Below are 22297 nucleotides of genomic sequence, written 5' to 3' on the forward strand. Positions count from 1 at the left end.
TCCAACAAAGAAATATGCAAGCGGGTCGTTTCGAAATGGAATGACCCGTTTTCTTTTATACGGAATAGTAGCGATATAGCGTTATTATATAAATTTTTATTGAATTTCATTTTTTTTGTTATATTGACGAAAATGCGTAAATATTAGATTTTGTGGGACATCATCGGTATCTTATATTCTTGATTGCAACGCTCTTTTTTGTTGGGTTTGGTTCGATTAGAACAAAAGCCCAAACAGAGTCTCGCCAGATTCAGGGATTTGTAGTTGATACCGCCGGAACGAGATTAAAAAGTGTTACGATACGGTTGACGAGCACACAAGATACTGTTACTGTAATAAGCTCAAATGCCGGATATTATCGTATCAAGGGTATTAAAGGCTCGGATATTCGAATTTCTTACAGCATGTTGGGTTATCAGATTGTCAATAGGACGCTGTCATCGCAAAATGTATCCAGCTTTATCGTCATGCCCAATGTGGTGTTACGGCCACAGAGCTCATTATTAGAGGGCGTGTATGTCGTAAAAACTATTCCGATAGTGCGCGCTGGGGATACCATTCAATACAATATGGATGCATTTACCTTTCGGACGAATTCTCTCCTAGAGGAGGCCTTAAAGCAACTGCCGGGCATCCAGGTTTCTCGTGATGGTACAGTATACGCACAAGGGAAACCTATTTCGTCTGTACAAGTGGATGGTAGAAAATTTTTTGGGGGTGATGTACTGACGGCCACGCGTAATCTACCTGCCGATTTTATCAAAAGCATACAGATATTAAACCACAGCGACAATAATGCGGCAGATCGAAGTTTTACGACAGAAGATCCCGAGAAAATTCTCAATATTGTCCTTAAGGACGACCGTAAACGTATTTCTTTTGGACAATTGACTGCAGGCATGGGAACTAGAGAGCGCTATATCGGTAGTGCGGGCCTTAATCGTTTTGATGATGGACAAGAATTTTCATTGGTAGGCTCCATCAATAATACCAATACGAGCTTATTCTCTTTTGGTTCACCGACTGGGATGGGAGAAAGGGAAAAATCGCTTTTTGATGTTAATGATTTTGTAGATCCAACAGATGGTCTCAACAATATTAAATCATTGGGACTTAGCTTTTCAGACAATCTAGCTGAACATACGCAGTTCAATGCAAGCTATAGCTTCACGAAGAAAAAAAATATGACAAATGGAAACTCTATTTTGAAGTCATATTATGATCAATTTGATCGGAATTCCATCTCTAATGCAGAAGAGTATCATACGATCAATGATGATAATTTTCATCGGCTCGCGGCTGAACTGAAACATCGTTTTAAGAATCACGATATTTTAGAGGTAAAGCCGGTATTTTCGTACAACGAAGTTTCCGTTTGGAATCAGAGGACTAGGTTGGTAAAAAATAATAAAATAACAAACGACGGAAAATATCAAGATTCATCTTCTCACAAAAATCCCAATTTGGATCTTGATATATTGTACGCTAAAGTTTTTAAGAAACGAGGTAGAAAGTTAATGGGAAGCGTTTCCTTTAACTTTAACAGCCAACGTAAATTAGAAGATGTGCGGGATTACTATTTATCTGTCGATTCTACGCCCGTAGACCCAATAATAAGCCGATTCGAGCAACGCTATTTTATTCAGCAACGTAATGGTACGGATGGTGCTAGAGCCTCACTATCTTTTGTTGAACCTTTTTCCGAATATAGTACATTGGAGTTTCTGTATAACTATGAAATAACGGATATGACGACACAGCGAATCGTTGAAGACAAACTTAAATTTACGGAACCCGACGATTTTTTCTATGTTGATTCCCTGGGTGTCAATTATAATTACCGTTTTAGAAATAGTCGTATGGGGCTAAATTATCAGTACACACCAAATAAAACTTTTAAAGCTAATATTGGATTTGCTGTGCAACCGGTAAAGTTGACTAGTTTCCTTCCTAGGGATGATATGCAATATACCTACGAAAATGTTAATCTAGTACCTACCGCAGGTTTTAAATGGAGATTGAATGACGAAACGGACTGGAGTGTTGATTATATGGGTAAAAACAATCAGCCTAACTTGCTGCATATCATTCCGATACGCGATAATAGCAATTCGCAAAATGTTATCATTGGAAATCCAGAACTGAAAGCAGAATTCTCTAATAGAATCAGTACGACGTTACGAAAATTTGTGACCTCGAGAGGACAATATTTTGAGACAAATTTTGCTTACAACTATGTCGCAAACAAAATTGTATCCGATAAAACAGCATTCTCCGGTTCTACTATTCAAGAAACCACATTCAAAAATACAGACGGATATTACGATATTAAATGGTATTATCTCTTCAATACATCGTTATTCAATGAGAATGTACAACTGGATATTAGTGGAAATGCGGATTATTACAACAACTTATCGTATGTGAACGACCAACGGAATACAACCAAGCAGTTTATATACGCTCAGTCTGCTCAGTTGCGCTATACGTGGAGCGATTATCTGGAGTCGATGTTTAATGCTAATTATCTTTTAAACAATGCGACCTATACTTGGCCCTTTCGCACGGAAATCACAGGGCATAGCTTGCTTGCAAGTGCCGCTACGAAAGGTTATATAGGAGAGTACATCACGTTAGGTGCGGAGATGTCGCAACGGTTTAATTCCGGCTATGCCAGTAGTTTTATGAATATTAATCCTACAATTATTAATGCATACTTGGAATTTTCGTTTTTGCACAATAAGAGGGCGTTGTTACGTCTACAGGGGTTTGATTTGTTAGATCAGAATAAAAATATGGGTACATATAGTGAATACATAGGTAATGATGTATATGAAGCGCGGAATAACCGACTTGGACGTTACTTTATGGTCACATTAAACATGCGTTTGCAGAAGTACCCCAAAAAAAGATAATACAGTGAAAGCGATCGTTATTACAGAAGCAGGAGGTCCAGATGTTTTACAGGTTCAGGAGCGCACTATACCGGCGGTAGCAGAGCGTGATGTGTTGATAGAGGTTAAAGCTGCAGGAGTAAACCGTCCGGATATTTTTCAGCGTAAAGGAAACTATCCTGCTCCTGAAGGTGTCGTTGCGGATATCCCGGGGCTTGAAGTGGCTGGAATTATTACACAGGTGGGTACGGCGGTAACCGAACGAAAAGTAGGAGATAAGGTATGTTGTCTAGTGGCTGGCGGGGGCTATGCGGAATATGTAGCGGCGCATTCCGATATGTGTCTTCCTATTCCCGAAGAAATTAGCTTTGAAGAAGCGGCGGCTTTGCCGGAAACAGTATATACGGTATGGGATAATGTGTTCCGTCGGGGCGCTTTGCAAGAGGGAGAGTCCATTTTGATTCATGGAGGCGCAGGTGGAATCGGCAGTACAGCCATACAACTAGCGAAAGCCTTTGGCGCGAGGGTGCTGACGACGGTTAGTAGCGTTGAAAAAGAAGCTTATTGTCGGCAGCTGGGGGCTGATAAGGTCGTCAACTATCGAAACACTGATTTTCGGGAAGCTTTACAAGATGAGACAGTGAATATTATATTAGACAGTATCGGTGGTGATTATTTCCGGAGAAACCTCGATTTGTTGGATACGGACGGTCGCCTCGTCTATATCAATGCGGTGAAAGGAAATATGGTGGAACTTAATATTTTGAAATTGATGCAAAAGCGTATCCTAATAACGGGAAGTACATTGCGTGCTCGCGATCTTTCTTTCAAAATACCACTGACGCGGGATATATACCAGCATGTTTGGCCGCTCATTGGAAAGTCCTTTTTGCCCCAATTGTTTAAAGCGTTTCCAATAGAAGATGCGGCAAAGGCACATGAATTGATGGAGGATGGCACTTTTTTAGGAAAACTGGTGCTCGTCGTTTAATACGAACTTGAAAATCCGTTATTAAAAAATATAAATTATGCAAAATATAAGATGGGGTATGATTGGCGTCGGCGATGTAACGGAGGTAAAAAGTGGTCCAGCTTTCTATAAAACTCCGTATTCGTCATTAATGGCCGTTACTTCCCGCACAAAAGAGAAAGCGGTGGATTATGCGCTACGGCATGGTGTGCCTAACGTGTATAGCGATGTAGCAGCGTTATTGACTGATTCAGACATTGATATCGTTTACATAGCTACCCCTCCAAGCACGCATAAGGAATATGCGTTACAAGTGATACAAGCTGGAAAACCAGTATATGTCGAAAAACCTATGGCGATGTCATTTGCGGAGGCTAAGGAGATGTATGATATTGCAAAGCAAAGGGGGGTTCCGATATTTGTTGCTTTTTATCGTCGAGCGTTGGCCTATTTTATGCAAATAAAACAATGGGTTAACGAAGGGAAAATAGGAAAAATACTAGCGGTAGCGGTGCGGTTGATACGTGCGCCCCACTTTTCTGACTTACACCCCGATACGCATAGATGGCGTATAAAAAAAGAAATAGGAGGAGAAGGATACTTCGTGGATATGGCTCCTCATACACTTGATATATTGGATTATATTCTTGGTCCCATAGCGGACGTAAAAGGGTATGTTGCGAATCTTGCCGGAAATTATGAAGTGTCGGATAGCGTTTGTGCAAGTTGGCGACATAACAATGGCGTTTTAGGAATCGGCACGTGGACATTTTCCGGTTTTAAAGAAGCGGAAGAAGACCAAATCATTATCACTGGAACAGAAGGAGAGATACGCTGTAGCACATTTGATTTCTCACCGGCTACTTGCATAACAACATCCGGTAAGCAATTCTATGATTTTGAAAAACCGATACATATCCAACAACCCCTAATAGAATCGATCGTGCAGGAATTACGCGGCGAGGGATATTGTCCCTCAACCGGTGAGAGCGCCTTACGAACAGCAGCAGTAATGGAAAAAATTTTTACAATTTAAATGCTTGTCTGGCCAAAAGCTGCCAGCTGCCATTCGATTTCACCCATGTCAATATGATACCTAAGCGGATATCGGCAGGCCCTTTTCCCGGGTCGTTAGTTTTGGCATTTAATGTATGACGAACAATAGCCGTACTGTCTTGAACCTCCACTTTTTGGTCGGTGATTTGAATTTCTTCAAAAACAGAAGCTCCGGAAACAAGTGTATGCACAAATTGCTTTTTTGTTTCTATCTTACCACTGGAATGACCATAGCTAAGCTTCTCCGAAGCGAGTTTATCTAACACCTGAGCGGCAGGTCTTAACATGGCTTCCGTAAGTGCTCTTGTAACAATCTCCACCTCTTCTTGTGAAGAATCATTTTTTTGGGCGGATGTTTTGGAAAAAACCGTTGTTATGACGATAGTTAATATGACCAAGGGTACGCTGTTATTTAATATCATATCGTGATAAATTTTATTTGACAATCGAATTTAATGACTCTGGTTCGATATTCCAAGAGATATATTTTCCAGATACGGATCATAATCACATTTATCTTTTGGTTTAGTTTAAAAATCATTATATTGCTTTGTATAGATACACAGTATCGGAGAAAAACGTGTACAAAAATTCATACTTCGGAATTAACAAACATTATTATCGACGAGATGGAGACCAACAGATACCAAATACCGGAAAACACAATCGGGCATATTCATATCGAAGAACAACACGGCGCTCACAATTATCACCCGTTGCCAGTTGTGCTAACAAAGGGACTGGGGCCATTTCTTTGGGACGTCGAAGGCAAACGTTACTACGACTTTCTATCAGGATATTCTGCGGTTAATCAAGGACATTGCCATCCAAAGATTGTGGAAGCTTTGACGGAGCAAGCTAAGCAACTCACCTTAACATCGAGAGCTTTTCATAGCGATAAGATGGCGGAATACACGCGATATATCACGCAGTATTTTGGTTATGATAAAGTGCTGCCCATGAATACGGGAGTAGAGGCTGTGGAAACAGCGTTAAAATTAGCTCGTAAATGGGGTTATGTTGTGAAAGGAGTACCAGATAATCAAGCTAAAATTATTACGGTAGATGGAAACTTTCACGGTCGCACGATCAATGTTATTTCATTTAGTACGGACCCAACGGCGAGAGTCGGTTTTGGGCCTTTTATGCCGGGGTATATCACTATTCCGTACAACGATCTGAACGCACTTCGTGATGCCCTCGTAGATGAAAATGTCGTCGGATTTTTAGTTGAACCTATTCAGGGTGAAGCAGGCGTATATGTTCCCGACGATGGATATTTAGCGGCTGCCAAATTGCTCTGTGACGAACACCGTGTGTTATTTATAGGTGATGAGATTCAAACGGGCCTATCGAGAACCGGAAAATTATTGGCATGTGATCATGAAAATGTCCGACCTGACATTCTTATTTTGGGAAAGGCACTAAGTGGGGGAGTCATGCCAATTTCTGCAGTGCTTGCAGATGACGAGATTATGTTGACAATAGCTCCTGGCGAACATGGATCGACATATGGAGGTAATCCCCTGGCTTGTGCTGTTGCAATAGCTTCATTGGAAGTTTTAAAAGAGGAAGAACTTGCAGACCGCGCCGCAGAACTCGGTAATTATTTCCGATCAGCACTGATCAAACTAGCGCACCCGGCGATTTGCCAAGTAAGGGGGAAAGGACTGCTCAATGCTATCGTTATTAACCATCCTATAAGTAATGCCGCTGATATTTTGTGTTTGGAACTGATGAGAAATGGGTTGTTAGCGAAGCCTACACATGGTGATAAGATTCGTTTTGCGCCTCCCTTAGTTATCTCTAAAGAAGAATTGGAAGAATCTATTGGTATCATCCGAAAATCGTTAGTAGTGCTCGGTGAGTGAAAAGTAGGGACGGGTGAAAGACGTAGCTTAAAAGTAATTTGGATGTCTTTTTTCGTCGGGAAACGGAGCGCATGTTGTGAACATCAAAAAAGATCGGTATTTTTAGAAGCAATTTTAATTACTAAAATTAAGACATTTATGAGAAAGATTTTTTTATCAATGGTGGTGGGTACAGCCATTCTGTTCGCTTCTTGTGGAGGAAATTCTTCAAAGACGCAAGTATCCGAGAAGCAAGAAGTAGCGGAGAAACAAGGAGACGTATACGTTGCTGACGTAGAGGCTTCCAAAGTGAATTGGAGAGCTACGCACAAGGGTGGCCTTGCTCCCCGTTGGGGAACACTTTCTGTAAGTTCCGGTGAATTGTCGGTTGCTGATGGCAATGTTAAAGCGGGTGAATTTACCATTGATATGAAATCCTTGCAGGTTGATGCAGCTTCAGTAACGGAGGCCGATAAAAAAGCTATTGATTTGCAAAACCACTTGAAAAACGAAGACTTTTTTAATGTTGATAACTACCCGACGGCAACCTTCCATATTACGGAGGTCTCTGATTTAGATTTATTGGCTGTGAAAGATGCAGTGGAAGGAGCTAATAAACTCGTTAGCGGTAATCTTACTTTATTAGACAGTACACTGAATATTTCTTTTCCTGCTAAAATTGATGTTCAAGGTGAGGAAATAGCGGTAGAAGCTAAATTTACGGTAAACCGCGTGGATTGGGGAATCAAATTTGGCACTTCCGAATTGGATCCTGCGGAATGGGGAATAAGCAGAGACATCGAAGTGGGTATTAATTTGGAAGCAAGGAGATAACGACGAGTATCTAAACAAAAACTATTCAAAACGCCCTCTCTCTATTTGCAGGGGGCGTTTTTTATTGTGTTCATAAAATTTTCCAAATAAAAAGGGCTTTCAAACGGAGAGAATGAAAGCCCTAACTAACCAATTATAAACCTAAATTATGAAAGCACAAATGTAGTGTATTTTTCACACTAAGTCAAGCGTTTTCGTGTATTATTCTTACTATGTTTGTAACATTTTTATGTGACCTATTGTGCCTATATAGCATCTGTTAGCCTAATATGTTGTTAGTAAACCGCATTTTTATCCCCATCTGAAAATTGCCAATCGTCTTGAATATTTCTTTCAAGGTTGCCTTTTCGATTTTGGTTAACGTATTGATGCGGATATAATTATTGGGATCTGACTTTTGTACTAGTATTTGATTAGCTTGGTTCTCCAATCGTAGAGCCATTAGATAATAATAAGACTGATAAAGCTCGTGGTACTGTTGAGGAGTGAAAACCCCCAATTCCATTAGCTTTTTTAATCTTTCTCCTGTATTTTCTTGGTATATTCTTTTTTGTAACGCATATACTCTAACCAGATCTACAATAGGTGTCATGGCATTTTTAATATTAAAAACCTCGGTTTTGCCCACGGTTTCGGTTCTAATATTCCTGAAAAAGGTTAGGGGTGGTTCATATTGTAAGGCGTTTTTGGCCGTGAAAGCAAAAAATCGATCGTTTGGCTTTTGTAGTTCCTGTTCCAGAAATTGTTTGAGTTCTTCTATAATATTTTTTTCACCATATAGAAAACGGCAATCGAAAAATGTCGAAAATTTGATGGCATTTTCGGGTACACTTTCCTCAATCCATTTTTTATAATTACGTTTCCAATGAGATAATGAGTGTGTCCATTCGGGATTGCTGGCCATGTATCCTCCTTCACAATAACTGAACCCTATTTCACTTAAGTGATCGGATACCTTGTTGGCAAATGTCAAGAAATATTCGCGGACCATTTCTCGCTGTTCGTTGGCTTTGTCTTCGTAGATAATGGCATTATCCTGATCGGTTTTCAAAGTTTGTTCCTTTCTTCCCTCACTTCCGGTAACCATAAAAACAAATTTAGCAGGAGGTTCTCCTATTTCCCGGATCACCCTTTCTATCACTTTAATAGCTATAGTGTCGGCTATTGTTGTAATGACTTGATTGGTGATCTCGGCATTAATACCCCTGCCAAGCAACTGTTTGATGATTTTTGGTACGTAGTTCCACTTTTGACGTAATTCTTCAATCGTTTCCGCTAATTTTACGGACTGGATGAAGACTAACGGCGATTGTCCTTGTTCACTCAATATACGATTGCGACTCAGGAAGCCTGCATATTGACCATCTTTTTCCACTAAAAGATAACGTGTTTTTGTGCTGAACATCATGAGTACAGCTTCGTATAGATAAGCTTGATAAGATATCGAAACAATGGGATTATCCATGACCTCTGCGATTGGTGTATTGACATCGACGCATTTTGCAATCACGTTGTCGCGGAGAGTCATATCAGTGGCATAGCCTACGATGTTTCTATTTTCGTCTTGAATGAAAAGGCAGCTTACGCGATTGTCAGCCATGTGCTTCGCGGCCTTGTAGATGGGAGTGTCCTCTGTACAAGAGACAATGTCTTTGTATGTTATCCCATCAATTTTTCGAGAATACAGTTGTTCAGCAGCGATATAACTTTCCTCAAAAGAAGCTGGCGTTTTTACAAAATGTGAAAATTCTTCATCCAACATCTTTCTGCCGAAATCAGTGGTATAATATTGAAAAAAATCTTCATAAGCATGGCACAATTCAAGAAATTCCTTGCGTGGTAAATTGAAGACAACGGTACCCTTCTTTGCCATGACCGATTTTAACGCTTTCGTTCTGTTGAGAAGAATGGAGATTCCACCAAAACAATAAGGCGGATGATGTATTTCTATAGAACGTTTATTTTCAGAAGAGTCGAAAAAAAATGTCTCATATTCTCCCTTGACGATAATGTCAACGCCCTTTACCTCAGTTACCTCTTGTCTGTAAGCAAGCGTATCTCGTGTATATGAAGTTTGTATCAACGAATCGGAAACGCCCCGAAGTACACTATCCGGAAGGTTATCAAACGGCTTTGTGTTCTTTAAAATTTCAATCAAATTTGACATAATTTGCTTTTTAACACAATGTTAGGTATTCTATTTATCTAAAAAGTTAAGTTTCTGTGAAAACATTTTTTGTTGCCGTTCCATATCCGACGCTGTTATTTCATGACGGTTCCATAGTTCGAAAAAACATTTTGCCGTTGCACTGGCATCCTGTTCTGCCTCATGAATTTCCGTTAGTGGGTTGTCGAATAGGTATTCGTGAAGCTGTGGAAGTCGGAAATACGTAATCGAAGGGTTGGCGACGTACTTTTCGCTATCGAGCATAGTGCAAAAAAAAGACTGGTGGATGAATGGATTCTTGAGGTTCGCTCTGTAATAATCCGCGCTTAGTACTTGGACGTCCAACTCGACAAAGTGACCGATGATAAGTGGTTTATATTTTTGTATGTCGTGAGCCAACTTACGCAACACTTCTTTCCTTTTATCTCCGTGCTGTTTCAAAAAGGTGCTCGTGATACCGTGCACGTCGTAAGAAGAAGGCGTAATGTCAATATCGTTTTCATAAATATATTTACTTGTACGTTTTATCTCGACGCCGCTGGCTTCATAAACAATCCAAGCTACCTGGATGACATGTGGCCAATTTTTTTCATCGGAATAGGGCCGATTCCAACGTTGGGGGATACCGGAGGTTTCTGTATCGATAAATAATAGATGGGTTTTCAAAAACGTGATGATTTATTCGACATAAATAAAGCAACTTGATATGATTCAATTGCTGCGTACTAAGATAAGGACTGTTTGTATATTAAACAACAAAAGCCTTCCGTCAATAAGGAAAGCTTTATCATCTGTCGGGATGGCCGGATTCGAACCGACGACCTCCAGCACCCCATGCTGGCGCGATACCGGGCTACGCTACATCCCGCGTACTTCAGGGGCAAACCTAAATAAATTTATTTTTATATGCAATATGAATTGCATCTGCATGTAAAATAAATTATTCATGTCAATAAATAGAATTTATTGCAGAAAGTCCTTTTTAAGGAATTTCCGCAATAAAGTTTCCTGGCTGGTTGATAATGTCTCTTTTTGCAATAATTTCCTGTAGATTAATTTCACCGATGACATATTTGAAATCCTGCCCATAAAAGCGTTCTACTATGGCGCCAAATTTTACCAGATCCAAAGTTTCTTCTTCTGCATACCGAAAATAGACCTTTAATTGATAATCCGTACTGTATAGGACTTGCGATGCATCTAAATGCTTTTTATATTCATAACGGTAGCCATAACGTAATGCAGCAATATCCGAAAGAACTGCTGAGCCGGTAGGATGCCCGCCAGCGCCTTTTCCATAGAAAAACTGTTCATCTGCAAAAGCTGCTTTCACTAAGACTCCATTGTATTCATTTTCTACATTGAACAGGATATTGTCGGAGGTAATTAATCTTGGTAATACGTACAAAACTACTTGATTGTTGTTAATCTCTTTTGCGAAAGGCAAGAGTTTAATCTTGAATCCCTTTTCTTTAGCAAAGCGGATGTCTTGATTGTCTAATTGATCAATTCCTATGTTAAGGATATCATTGGGGTCGACATAAATTCCGTAAGCGTGGGACGCAATAATAGTTAGCTTGTACTTCGGATCGAATCCGCCAACGTCTAATGTGGGATCGGTTTCCGCAAAGCCTAGCTCCTGCGCTTGTTTCAAGGCTAAATTGTAACTTTGATTTTCATTGAAAACCTTTGATAGGATATAATTGGAAGAACCATTGAAGATACCGCTTACCGAGTGGAGTAATTCATTATCGTAGTATTCTTCTAAGTTACGTATAATTGGGATACTCCCGCATACTGCACCTTCGTATAATAAGGACGTTCCGTATTCTTGTTGAATAAGTGTCAGTTCTTCTAAGTGATTGGCAATCATTTTCTTATTGGCCGAAACCACGTTTTTTCCGGATTTCAACGCTCGCCTAGTGATCTCAAAAGCTGCCTCGGCATCATCGATAAGTTCAACGACGGTATTAATCTCGTCATCTCCCAAAATAGCCTCCGCATTTGTCGTAAATAGCTCTGCTGGCAATGTTCTCTCCTTATTCGCATTTTTAATAACGAATTTTTTGATTTCTAAATTTAATTTTTTTGTTTTTATAATATCATATAACCCCTGTCCAACCACACCAAACCCAAACATGCCTATGATTAATCTTTCAGTCATTGTAGTTATTTAAATGTTATTTGTTTTTTTCCTATATTATGTATTATCCCATCCTTAACCATTAACTATTTGATCTTATCAAATGCTCGTTGCAAATCGTCTTTAATATCATCAACATGCTCGATACCTACGGAAATGCGTAATTGTCCGGGGAATACGCCAGCACTTCTTTGTGCTTCTTCGGGAAGCTGTTGGTGTGTAGTCGCAGCAGGGTGTATGATCAAGGTTTTGGCATCACCGACATTGGCAAGGTGACTAATCAGGTTCAATGAATCGATAAATTCATTTGCTTTTTCTGCACCGCCTTTAAGCGTAAACGACAGTACCGAGCCGTAACCATTCTTCAAATATCGCTGTGCGTTTTGGTGATAAGGGTGACTTTTTAGACCAGGATAGCTGACTTTCTCCACTTGGGGGTGTGCTTCCAGCCACTGCGCAATTTCTAGGGCATTGTCGATATGGCGCTGTACGCGTAAAGAAAGCGTTTCCAATCCTTGTACTAACAAAAATGAATTGAATGGAGAGAGGGCTGGTCCGAAATCACGTAGACCTTCTACACGCGCACGAATAGCGAATTGGATATTGCCAAAAGGTCCTTCTGGACCAAAAACGTCAGCAAACACTAATCCATGATAACCCTCCGCAGGTTCCGAGAATTGCTTGAATTTACCATTTCCCCAATTATAGTTTCCGCCATCGATGATAACACCCCCGATACTAGTTCCATGGCCGCCAATCCATTTGGTGGCCGATTCCACGACAACATTGGCTCCGTATTCTAGGGGTTTAAATAGATATCCTCCTGCCCCAAACGTATTGTCTACAACCAATGGTAAGTCGTATTTTCGAGCCAAAGCTGCTATTTTTTCGAAGTCTGGAATGTTGTAACTGGGGTTTCCGATCGTTTCAACATACAGCGCTTTTGTTTTCTCATCAATTAGCTTTTCCATGTTATCTGCGTCACTTTCCGCCGCAAGACGTGCCTCAATACCTAACCGTTTAAACGATACTTTAAACTGATTATATGTGCCACCATATAAATTTGCTCCAGCAACGAAATTTTCGCCACTTTCGATGATATTGGTCAAAGCTATAAATTGAGCGGCCTGTCCCGAAGCCACCGCCACTGCTGCCACACCACCCTCCAATGCTGCAATGCGTTTTTCAAAAGCATCTGTAGTGGGGTTCATGATGCGGGTATAGATATTACCGAATTGCTTTAATGCAAAAAGGTTAGCGCCATGTTCTGCATTATCAAATACGAACGATGTTGTTTGATAAATGGGCAATGCTCTAGATCCCGTGGTTGGATCGGCTTCCTGTCCTGCGTGGACTTGTAATGTTTCGAATTTTAGGCTTTTACTTGTTGACATAATTTATAATATTTTAATGTAATAAATATAGTGAATTAAATATGTATTCCAGTCTTTACGGAAGCTGGTCGTTCATAGAAAGGGCAATGTGGGAATAGGGAAGGAATGTTTCCAGAGGTAACATTACCGGAACGACTAACGCATTCGCATAGACATACACGTACAACAGCAATCAGATGTTACCGAGCGAAATAGTGTATTCTCAGAAGTGCTTAGTTTAAATGTTTCCATTGTCTTATTATTTATATATTCCAAAACGATATTGTTTTGGACAGGATTTGGCACCTTTTCAATTTCTCTTGCTGGTTGCCAGTGGGTCATTGAGCCAGTCTCTCGCCACTTCTTTATAAACCAAGACCTAACACGATGCGAGGCGTTGATTAGTATACTTCAATAAGAGTATAGCACAAATATAGCAATTAACGACAAAAAGTAAAAATAAAAATAAAAAAAGCCTTTCCGATTTGGAAAGGCTTTTGTGGTGCCAGCTGGATTCGAACCAGCGACACAAGGATTTTCAGTCCTTTGCTCTACCAACTGAGCTATGGCACCTTTAAGTTTTTGTTTGTAATCTGTTACTTTCAGATTTTGTGGTGCCAGCTGGATTCGAACCAGCGACACAAGGATTTTCAGTCCTTTGCTCTACCAACTGAGCTATGGCACCTTCCACAATCGGTTTTTCCTTCGATTGCGTTGCAAATCTATGTTCTTTTTTTGAAATCTAAAACTTTTGTCTGCATTATTTTTAAAGTATTTTTCAACTTGTTGATTCATATGTAAATAAAATTAACGTCCAATAGTCGTACAGAATGTCTGGATTATTTAACTATGTCCTTTAATGTATAATGACATTCGTGATACTTATTAGCCTTCACATTTCATTATTATGGACATTTCTGGATGAAGATAAAATTACATCAAATAAACACTGCTCTGTGCCAAATAAGCTATCTTTGCACTTCACAAAATTGTTATGAGTAAAAAAGGCAGGGTATTGGTCGCAATGAGTGGTGGAGTAGATAGTTCCGTAGCGGCCATTATGTTACATGAGCAGGGTTATGAGGTTATCGGCATTACCATGAAAACGTGGGATTATGCCTCGGCCGGAGGGTCATCTAAGGAGACAGGTTGCTGTAGCTTGGACAGTATTAACGATGCTAGGGCATTGGCTGTGGGGTATGGTTTTCCACATTATATATTGGATATACGGGATGAGTTTGGCGATTTCGTCATCGATAATTTTGTTGATGAATACGTCGCTGGGCGTACACCTAATCCTTGTGTGCTTTGCAATACCCATATCAAATGGTCGGCGTTGATGAAGCGAGCAGATAAGCTAGACTGTGAGTTTATAGCAACTGGACATTATGCAAATATCCGTATGCACGATAATGGACGTTACGTGATATCAAAAGGGCGTGATGAAAATAAAGACCAGTCGTATGTGCTATGGGGGGTATCGCAAGAAAACCTAGCTCGTACGCAGTTCCCATTAGGTAATTTTACCAAACATGAGATCCGGCAAATGGCATTGGAGATGGGGCAGGAGGAACTAGCTAAAAAATCCGAAAGCTATGAGATTTGCTTTGTGCCAGATAACGATTATAGGGCTTTTTTGCGTCATAAACGACCTATGCTCGACGATGAAATTGGACCAGGGAATTTTGTATTGTCCGACGGCACGGTAGTTGGACAGCATATAGGCTATCCCTATTTTACCATTGGCCAGCGTAAAGGATTAGGTATCGCGTTAGGTAAACCGATGTTCGTAATTGAGATATTACCGGAAAGTAATACGGTAGTTCTAGGTGAGGAACGTGAGCTGGAAAAATCGCAAGCTTTTGTGCGCGATATCAACTTGATCAAATATGCTTCTATAGAGCAACCAATGGAATCCATAACGAAAATCAGATATAAAGATGCCGGTGCAGCATCGACGATAACGCAGCAAGGAAACACCATGCAAGTGGATTTTGCCCACCGTGTTAAGGGGATCGCACCCGGTCAATCTGCCGTTTTCTATGAAGGCAGTGATCTTTTGGGAGGTGGTTTTTTAATGAAATAAAGAAAGGCTTGCATGCGCAAGCCTTTCTTTATTTTAAGCGGTTATAATTTACCGACTTCTTGGGCTAAATCGATAATTTTGTTCGAATAACCCCATTCGTTATCATACCAAGATACGACTTTTACGAAGTTGTCATTCAATGAGATACCTGCCTTCGCATCGAATATAGATGTACGCGCATCACCGATGAAATCGGAAGAAACTACATCATCTTCGGTGTATCCCAAAATACCTTTTAACTCGCCTTCAGAGGCGTCTTTCATCACTTTTTTGATTTCTTCATAAGAAGCTCCTTTTTCCAAACGAACAGTCAAATCGACTACAGATACATCCGCTGTCGGAACGCGCATAGACATTCCTGTCAATTTTCCTTTCAATTCAGGAAGTACCAATCCCACGGCTTTTGCTGCACCTGTCGATGATGGGATTATGTTTTGGTAGGCGCCACGACCACCTCTCCAATCTTTTACCGAAGGGCCGTCGACTGTTTTTTGTGTTGCAGTTACAGCGTGTACTGTTGTCATTAAGCCTTCAAGAATACCGAAGTTATCGTTCAATACTTTTGCGATAGGAGCCAAACAGTTGGTTGTGCAAGAAGCGTTTGAAACGATAGTATACTCTGCTTTCAATTCTTTATGGTTTACCCCCATAACGAATGTTGGTGTATCATCTTTGGCAGGCGCAGACATCACGACTTTTTTTGCTCCCGCGTCAATATGTTTCTGCGCGGTTTCCTGTGTTAAGAAGAAACCTGTTGATTCAATAATCACTTCGGCACCTACTTCGTCCCACTTTAAGTTAGCGGGATCTTTTTCCGCTGTTACACGGATTGTTTTTCCATTGACTACTAAATGTCCGTCTTTAACTTCTACAGTACCATCAAATTTTCCGTGTGTAGAATCGTATTTTAGCATGTATGCTAAATAATCAGGTTCTACTAAATCGTTAATACCTACAACTTCGATATCACTGCGGTTGATAGCAGCTCTAAAAGCTAAACGGCCAATACGACCGAATCCGTTAATTCCAATTTTCATTTTCTCTATCAGTTTTTATTAATGTAATACTTTATTAAGTTTTGAACAGGTTCTTTAATGATAGAACCAATATGTAACCCGTGTTCTGCCCCCAATTCACGTAACCAATTGGCATAATTATTAGCTACTGATCCCGTAAAATTAAACTGGCTATCTGGATAACTTTCCGATAAGGGAATCAAATATGTTCTGATATATATTTCCAGCCCTCTCTTTATATGTTGCGTGAAATATGGCTCATCTCGATATTCATGTATAAAATCAGCAAAGCTCGTCAAAAACAAGTTCGGGTTAGGATTATAATACACACGTTCCAGTATAGAACGTCTATCTATATTATATTTATATAGTAATTTCTCGCGGATACTACCTGGCATTGTTTCTGTTAAAAAGTCTTTCAACAATTGCCGGCCTAACCAATTAGTTGAACCCTCGTCGGCTAAGATGTAGCCCATGCCGTAATTATTGGGTAACACTTTTCTGCCATTATAATAAGCTGCATTAGAGCCGCTACCAATAATGCCCACAATGCCTTTTTCGTCTCCGAAAGTTGATTTTGCAGAAGCCTCCATATCATGGCCCGCTTTCACCTTGGCATTTTTAAAAAATTGCGCAAATGTCTGTTCTATCTTTTGCTGTCGTTCGGGTGAAGATACGCCTGCGCCAAAAAAGAAAATTTTGCGAATCTTTTCAGCATTGTTTATCAAGTGGTTGCTTTTGTTCAATAGCTGGGTGATATAGCGTTCGTCTTGTATATAGGAGTTGATACCCGGTGTGCGAAAACCGTGAAGTACACGCTTTTTATCCGCAATCCGCCAATCCGCATATCTTGACCCGCTAAAAACAACTACAATCATTATAATATATCTAAGATGAACTTCAAAGCTCGCTTAAAAAGTCAAAAATAAAAAAATGAATCCTTATAAAGCCATTATTTTTGCAATTTCAACAAGGTCCTCATTTAGCTTTAGCTCTTTTTTACTAAGTGCTTCTTCTAAAGGAGTAGTAACGATTTCTGAGCCACGAACGCCGACGGTTGCCCTTGTATTACCTTTTAAAAGCTCGTTGACCGCTGCGTAGCCCATACGAGTTGCTAATACTCTATCAGCACTACTAGGGGCGCCGCCTCGTTGTAGATGGCCTAATATACTAACTTTTGTATCATAATAACCAACTTTTTCTTGGACACATCTCGCAACGTTATTCGCTCCACCATTTTTATCGCCTTCTGCGACAATCACAATCATAGACGACTTCTTTCTGTCAGCCGCCTGTTCTAGCATATCGATAAGCTCATCAATCGCGGTTTCCCTTTCGGGAAGAAGGATAGCTTCCGCACCACCCGCAACGCCGGCGTTGAGTGCTATACATCCAGAATCACGTCCCATGACCTCGATAAAAAACAAACGATTGTGGGAAGCTGCCGTGTCACGAATTTTATCGATCGCTTCGATAACTGTGTTATTTGCCGTGTCATAGCCAATTGTGAGATCGGTTCCATTCAGATCATTGTCGATGGTTCCAGGGATACACATCACTGGAATGTTAAACTCGCGTGAAAATATTTCCGCGCCTGTGAATGTCCCGTCGCCGCCAATAGCCACTAATGCATCAATCCCCGCTGTGCGAACATGCTCATACGCTTTTGCTCGTCCTTCCGTTGTTTTGAATTCCATGCAACGGGCTGTTTTTAGTACAGTCCCGCCCATTTGTATAATAGAACTAACCGATTGACTGTCCATATCAAACATGGTGTTATCGATCATGCCTTGATAGCCGTGATAAATCCCCGTAACTTTTTTGTCTTTATATAATGCTGTTCTCACAACAGCACGGATAGCAGCGTTCATTCCGGGGGAATCACCCCCTGATGTAAATACGCCGACTCTTGTTATTTTTTCCACTCGATTGCTCATTTTAGGTTCTACGAATATAGTGTGTATTTTTTACACTATTAAATTTTTTTTGTTTTTTCTGGATTATTGTGATAATATTGGATAAATATTAGCATACTTAAAAGAATCCACTTACAGATTTAAAAAATCACATTGTTTTGCAAACTCATTTCACCATAGACTGTGTAATATTTAGTTTTAACGAAGGCAAACTTCAGTTATTATTAACCGAAAGAAACGTGTATCCTTACAAAGATTGGTGGGCTTTGCCTGGCTTCTTTGCGGAGAAGGATGAAGAAATGGAAGATGCCGTAAAACGTATATTGTACGAACATACGGGGCTAAAAGACATCTTTATGGAACAACTTGGAGCGTTTGCTGGTGTGAAAAGACATCCGGAAGGTCGAATACTGACTGTTGCGTTTTCGACTATTGTAAAGTATGAGGACGTAAAATCTAAGATTAGACCCGTGACTTCCTATATGCGACAAGCAAAGTGGTTCGCCATAGATCAGTTGCCCGACTTAGCTTTTGATCATGCTCAAATCATTCAACAAAGTTTGCAGAAATTGAAACATACTATCAACTACTCAACTGCAGTTTACGAACTTTTGCCGGAAAAATTTACATTAACGCAGTTACAACAGGTATACGAAGCTATCTTAGGCAAGACGCTCGATAAACGAAACTTCCGAAAAAAAATAGCTAATGCCGGATTCCTCAAGGAATTGTCCGAGGTACAGAAGGGTGTTTCATATCGCGCAGCGAGATTATATCGATTCGATAAACGGAAGTTTCAGAAACAAATAAGCGCAATGTAAGATTAGGTACTTGTCGCGACCGCCGCTGGTTAATTTACAGTGAGATTACAATTTGTTGATAAATTTCTTATTGCGGTCTCATTTTGTTTTTATACTTTTGAACGTTTTTAGAAAAAAGTCAAAAAGTATAAATTCAAGAATGGATAGTAAAAGGGAACAGATTATTCAAGCCGCTCTTAAAAGATTCTCTCATTACGGTTTCAATAAAACCGCGATGAGCGAGATTGCAATGGATTTGAATATCACAAAAGCCAATTTGTATTACTATTATTCTGATAAAAATGCATTGATAAAAGAAGTATTAGCTTATATATCAGACGAGATCCTTACACAACAATACCTGATTCTTAAGCAGTATGATGGCAGCATATTAGATGTTCTATGTAAGTTATTAGAGGTCAAAGCTGATTTTTTGAAAGATTACTATGTTCTTCATATAAATGAAAATTTGGAATGGATAAAAGGCCAGGGGATAGGTACGCTTTTGGAACAGTTCCATCAAAAAAATATTAAAATAGTAGCGGATTTATTGGAGCGAGCAGCAAAGCACGGTGAAATCGAAATAAATTCTATAGAAGAATCTGCCACATCGTATACCGAGATCATGGAGGGGTTAAGTCTTATCCGTAGTGTGTCTGATATGATTTCCGGCATGCCAGACGCACGAAATGTAGATGTCATACTGGAAAGTCAAAAGAAGGCAACAAAATTTATATTTAACAATAAAATAAAAGTGGAAAATTAGTTTTACAGATCATGTTTTCAAAAATGGGATTTAAATATTTAGGTGTTTTAGCGTTGGGATTGCTGCTTCAGGTAGATCGTATTCAAGCGCAGGAGACACTTACGCTACAAGAAGCGATTAAATACGCGCTACAACATAAAGCGGAGGCTAAAACAGCTAAGTTGGACGTTGAAAATGCACAATACCAGATTGACGAGGTACGTGCGGGAGCTTTACCTCAGGTCAATGCGTCTGGGACATTAAAATATAATATAATTATTCCGGAAATGGCTCTTGAATTTGGTGGAGAAACGATTACCGCAAAAATGGGACAACCGTGGAATTCCACTGCTGTTGTTTCGTTGAACCAGCAATTGTTTAACCAATCACTTTTCACTGGATTGAAAGCAGCAAGGACAACCAGGGAGTTTTATCAACTCAATGCACAATTGACAGACGAACAACTTATTGAAAATGTGTCAAATGCTTATTATGATATTTTCCAAACGCAATTGCAATTGCAAACTATCCAGAACAATTTAGATAATACGAGCAAAACGCAGAAGATTATTAACGGTATGGTAGCTGCTGGTCTAGCCAAGAAGATCGATTTAGATCGTTTGTCAGTCGCTGTAAACAATTTGGAATCACAAAAGCAACAGATGCAAAGCGCTTTGCAGTTAAAAGAAAACGCTTTAAAATTTGCAATCGGTATGCCAATGGAGGTAGGTATTGAACTTCCGGAAGAAACATTCGAAGTTAATCCGGCTATTTCTTTGCAAACCAACGATATAGAAAATAGATCGGAAGTTCTTTTGAGTGAGAAACAAATAGAATTATACGAATTGAGCAAAAAAGCGGAGAAAGCGAGTTTATATCCTACTTTATCATTGGGCACGGACTTCGGATTCAGTGGTTTTGGTCAAGGTTTTCCAATTGGAGGAGATTTTATGTGGCCAAAAACTTCTAGCATAGGTTTGAATTTGTCGATACCGATTTTTACCGGAGGAGCAGCACGAGCTCGGATTAATCAAGCAGATATCGATATCCGAAAAGCACGGACAGCATTAGAAGATACGAAGTTGGGTATTTCGCTGGCGAATGAAAATGCTAAAACACAAATTAGGAACAGTTTATTAACAGTAGATGCAAACCATAGAAATGTTTCGCTCGCAAAAGAAGTTTTAAGCGATACACAAAACAACTATAACAACGGTTTGGCAACCTTAACCGATTTGCTGGACGCGGAGAAGGCGCTTGCAGATGCAGAAACGAATCTGAATACTTCGTTGCTCGACTACAAATTAGCAGAAATACAGCTTATCAAAGCAAACGGAAATTTAAAAACATTAATCAACGAATAATCAATTTATTTTATACATAACAATATGAAACGGGTAATTTTAACGGTAATCATCATTGCTGCAATTTTAGCAGGGATCGTGTTTATTTTGAATCAGAACAAAGCCAAGAACGAAGCAGATACGGCTACGGTGGCTATTCAGAACGCAGCGGTCACCGTTCGTGCCGATACAGTAGATTTTAGAGATGTGACCGCGCAATATATAACTAACGGTGTATTTGCCCCTAAACAAGAGGTGATGCTATCGGCCGAAGCTTCAGGAAAAGTAACACGCGTACTAGTAGAGGAGGGAGCATATGTAAGGGCAGGGCAGACGTTGGCTATTATTGATGGCGATAAGCTAAATGTTGACGTGACAAATGCGCAGGCAACATATAACAATGCGGAAGCAGAAGTTGCTCGTTTTGAAAGCGCATTTTCCACTGGAGGAGTTACAAAGCAACAACTCGATCAAGTGAAACTTCAATTGGAAAATGCGAAGAATAACTTAAAAACGGCACAGCTTTCGGCTTCGGATGTAAATATCACGGCGTCCTTCGCAGGTGTCGTTAACAAGAGAAATATTGAACCGGGTTCTTATGTAAATCCTGGGCAGGAATTATTTGAGGTGGTCAATGTCTCTACGTTAAAGTTGAAAATAAACGTAGATGAAAAAAATATTGGCCAGGCGAAGTTAGGACAAAACGTTAAAGTAGAATCACCTGTATTGCCAAATCAAACATTTACAGGGACCGTAACTTTTGTAGCGCCTAAAGCCGATGGCAGTTTGAATTTTCCTGTTGAGTTAGAAATTAAAAACAATGCAAATAACGATTTGAAAGCTGGTATGTACGGTACTGCATATTTCGGCAGCGAACAAGCAGTCAATGCCTTGGTGGTACCACGTAATGCTTTTGTAGGTAGTGTGAGCTCCAATCAAATTTTCGCCATCGAAGATGGAAAGGCCGTCTTAAAAAATGTGGTTTCGGGAAGAAGCTTTGGCGATTACGTTGAAGTTGTTTCTGGTTTGGAAAAAGGTACGGTAGTCGTGACTTCTGGCCAAATTAATCTTCTGGACGGAACGCCAGTAGAAATTATTAAATAG

Annotated in this window: 18 protein-coding genes, 3 tRNA genes and 1 riboswitch; of the genes, 10 read left to right on the forward strand and 11 right to left on the reverse strand. The window is 40.0% G+C overall.

Annotation, left to right across the window (positions count from 1 at the left end; translation table 11 throughout):
* Positions 1 to 152 precede the first annotated feature (152 nt).
* From C5749_RS02790 to C5749_RS02800, 3 genes are read left to right on the forward strand one after another with little or no spacing between them, the layout of a single operon-like run.
* Positions 153 to 2915, forward strand: coding sequence for a TonB-dependent receptor (locus tag C5749_RS02790; RefSeq protein WP_245893596.1), 2763 nt, complete (start codon positions 153 to 155; stop codon positions 2913 to 2915).
* Between the two features lie 4 nt (positions 2916 to 2919).
* Positions 2920 to 3885 (forward strand): NAD(P)H-quinone oxidoreductase, encoded by a 966-nt coding sequence (locus tag C5749_RS02795; RefSeq protein WP_105722808.1) that lies wholly within the window; start codon positions 2920 to 2922, stop codon positions 3883 to 3885.
* Between the two features lie 37 nt (positions 3886 to 3922).
* Complete coding sequence (locus C5749_RS02800) at positions 3923 to 4900, forward strand: Gfo/Idh/MocA family protein (RefSeq protein ID WP_105722810.1); 978 nt, start codon at positions 3923 to 3925, stop codon at positions 4898 to 4900.
* Here C5749_RS02800 and C5749_RS02805 read toward each other — a convergent pair.
* Positions 4890 to 5342: a nuclear transport factor 2 family protein gene (locus C5749_RS02805; RefSeq protein ID WP_105722812.1), complete on the reverse strand. Its 453-nt coding sequence runs from the start codon at positions 5340 to 5342 to the stop codon at positions 4890 to 4892. The genes C5749_RS02800 and C5749_RS02805 overlap by 11 nt on opposite strands.
* 207 nt (positions 5343 to 5549) lie before the next feature.
* On the opposite strand from C5749_RS02805, the gene rocD reads away from it, so the two are divergent.
* Positions 5550 to 6791: an ornithine--oxo-acid transaminase gene (gene rocD, locus C5749_RS02810; RefSeq protein WP_105725153.1), complete on the forward strand. Its 1242-nt coding sequence runs from the start codon at positions 5550 to 5552 to the stop codon at positions 6789 to 6791.
* 138 nt (positions 6792 to 6929) lie between these two features.
* Entirely contained in the window at positions 6930 to 7604 is a 675-nt protein-coding gene (locus tag C5749_RS02815; RefSeq protein ID WP_105722814.1) for a YceI family protein, read from the forward strand.
* Between the two features lie 259 nt (positions 7605 to 7863).
* Here the strand turns inward: C5749_RS02815 and C5749_RS02820 are convergent, their stop codons facing one another.
* The 7 genes from C5749_RS02820 to C5749_RS02850 form a co-directional block, all read right to left on the reverse strand.
* On the reverse strand, positions 7864 to 9771 hold the full coding sequence (locus C5749_RS02820) for a DUF294 nucleotidyltransferase-like domain-containing protein (RefSeq protein WP_105722816.1): 1908 nt from the start codon (positions 9769 to 9771) through the stop codon (positions 7864 to 7866).
* Between the two features lie 30 nt (positions 9772 to 9801).
* On the reverse strand, positions 9802 to 10437 hold the full coding sequence (locus tag C5749_RS02825; protein ID WP_105722817.1) for a 3'-5' exonuclease: 636 nt from the start codon (positions 10435 to 10437) through the stop codon (positions 9802 to 9804).
* Between the two features lie 128 nt (positions 10438 to 10565).
* A tRNA-Pro gene (locus C5749_RS02830) sits at positions 10566 to 10639 on the reverse strand.
* A gap of 114 nt (positions 10640 to 10753) precedes the next feature.
* A complete protein-coding gene (locus C5749_RS02835; protein ID WP_105722819.1) occupies positions 10754 to 11935 on the reverse strand; it encodes a homoserine dehydrogenase in 1182 nt (393 codons plus the stop codon).
* Between the two features lie 65 nt (positions 11936 to 12000).
* Positions 12001 to 13308, reverse strand: a complete 1308-nt coding sequence (locus tag C5749_RS02840; RefSeq protein WP_105722821.1) for an O-acetylhomoserine aminocarboxypropyltransferase/cysteine synthase family protein — start codon at positions 13306 to 13308, stop codon at positions 12001 to 12003.
* A 239-nt stretch (positions 13309 to 13547) separates the two neighbouring features.
* A riboswitch (SAM riboswitch) is annotated at positions 13548 to 13661 on the reverse strand.
* A 126-nt stretch (positions 13662 to 13787) separates the two neighbouring features.
* Positions 13788 to 13860 (reverse strand) — tRNA-Phe (locus C5749_RS02845).
* Between the two features lie 39 nt (positions 13861 to 13899).
* Positions 13900 to 13972: transfer RNA gene (locus C5749_RS02850), tRNA-Phe, on the reverse strand.
* 309 nt (positions 13973 to 14281) lie between these two features.
* On the opposite strand from C5749_RS02850, the gene mnmA reads away from it, so the two are divergent.
* Positions 14282 to 15373, forward strand: a complete 1092-nt coding sequence (mnmA, locus tag C5749_RS02855) for a tRNA 2-thiouridine(34) synthase MnmA (RefSeq protein WP_105722823.1) — start codon at positions 14282 to 14284, stop codon at positions 15371 to 15373.
* A gap of 41 nt (positions 15374 to 15414) precedes the next feature.
* On the opposite strand, the gene gap is transcribed toward mnmA, so the two are convergent.
* The 3 genes from gap to pfkA all read right to left on the reverse strand — a co-directional run bounded on the left by gap (position 15415) and on the right by pfkA (position 18326).
* Entirely contained in the window at positions 15415 to 16410 is a 996-nt protein-coding gene (gap, locus tag C5749_RS02860; protein WP_105722825.1) for a type I glyceraldehyde-3-phosphate dehydrogenase, read from the reverse strand.
* A gap of 8 nt (positions 16411 to 16418) precedes the next feature.
* The gene (locus C5749_RS02865; protein WP_105718638.1) at positions 16419 to 17267 is read right to left on the reverse strand and encodes a hypothetical protein; all 849 of its coding nucleotides are present in this window, start codon (positions 17265 to 17267) and stop codon (positions 16419 to 16421) included.
* Between the two features lie 63 nt (positions 17268 to 17330).
* Complete coding sequence (gene pfkA / locus C5749_RS02870; protein WP_425443432.1) at positions 17331 to 18326, reverse strand: 6-phosphofructokinase; 996 nt, start codon at positions 18324 to 18326, stop codon at positions 17331 to 17333.
* A 137-nt stretch (positions 18327 to 18463) separates the two neighbouring features.
* On the opposite strand from pfkA, the gene C5749_RS02875 reads away from it, so the two are divergent.
* The 4 genes from C5749_RS02875 to C5749_RS02890 all read left to right on the forward strand — a co-directional run bounded on the left by C5749_RS02875 (position 18464) and on the right by C5749_RS02890 (position 22297).
* Positions 18464 to 19126 (forward strand): NUDIX hydrolase, encoded by a 663-nt coding sequence (locus C5749_RS02875; RefSeq protein ID WP_105722827.1) that lies wholly within the window; start codon positions 18464 to 18466, stop codon positions 19124 to 19126.
* A 139-nt stretch (positions 19127 to 19265) separates the two neighbouring features.
* Positions 19266 to 19871 carry a TetR/AcrR family transcriptional regulator gene (locus C5749_RS02880; RefSeq protein WP_105722829.1) on the forward strand — a complete coding sequence of 202 codons (606 nt, stop codon included), beginning with the start codon at positions 19266 to 19268 and terminating at the stop codon, positions 19869 to 19871.
* Positions 19872 to 19894: 23 nt separating this feature from the next.
* On the forward strand, positions 19895 to 21214 hold the full coding sequence (locus C5749_RS02885; protein ID WP_105722831.1) for a TolC family protein: 1320 nt from the start codon (positions 19895 to 19897) through the stop codon (positions 21212 to 21214).
* Between the two features lie 24 nt (positions 21215 to 21238).
* Entirely contained in the window at positions 21239 to 22297 is a 1059-nt protein-coding gene (locus C5749_RS02890; RefSeq protein ID WP_105722833.1) for an efflux RND transporter periplasmic adaptor subunit, read from the forward strand.

It is taken from the genome of Sphingobacterium gobiense, assembly GCF_002980575.1.
GTDB lineage: Bacteria > Bacteroidota > Bacteroidia > Sphingobacteriales > Sphingobacteriaceae > Sphingobacterium > Sphingobacterium gobiense.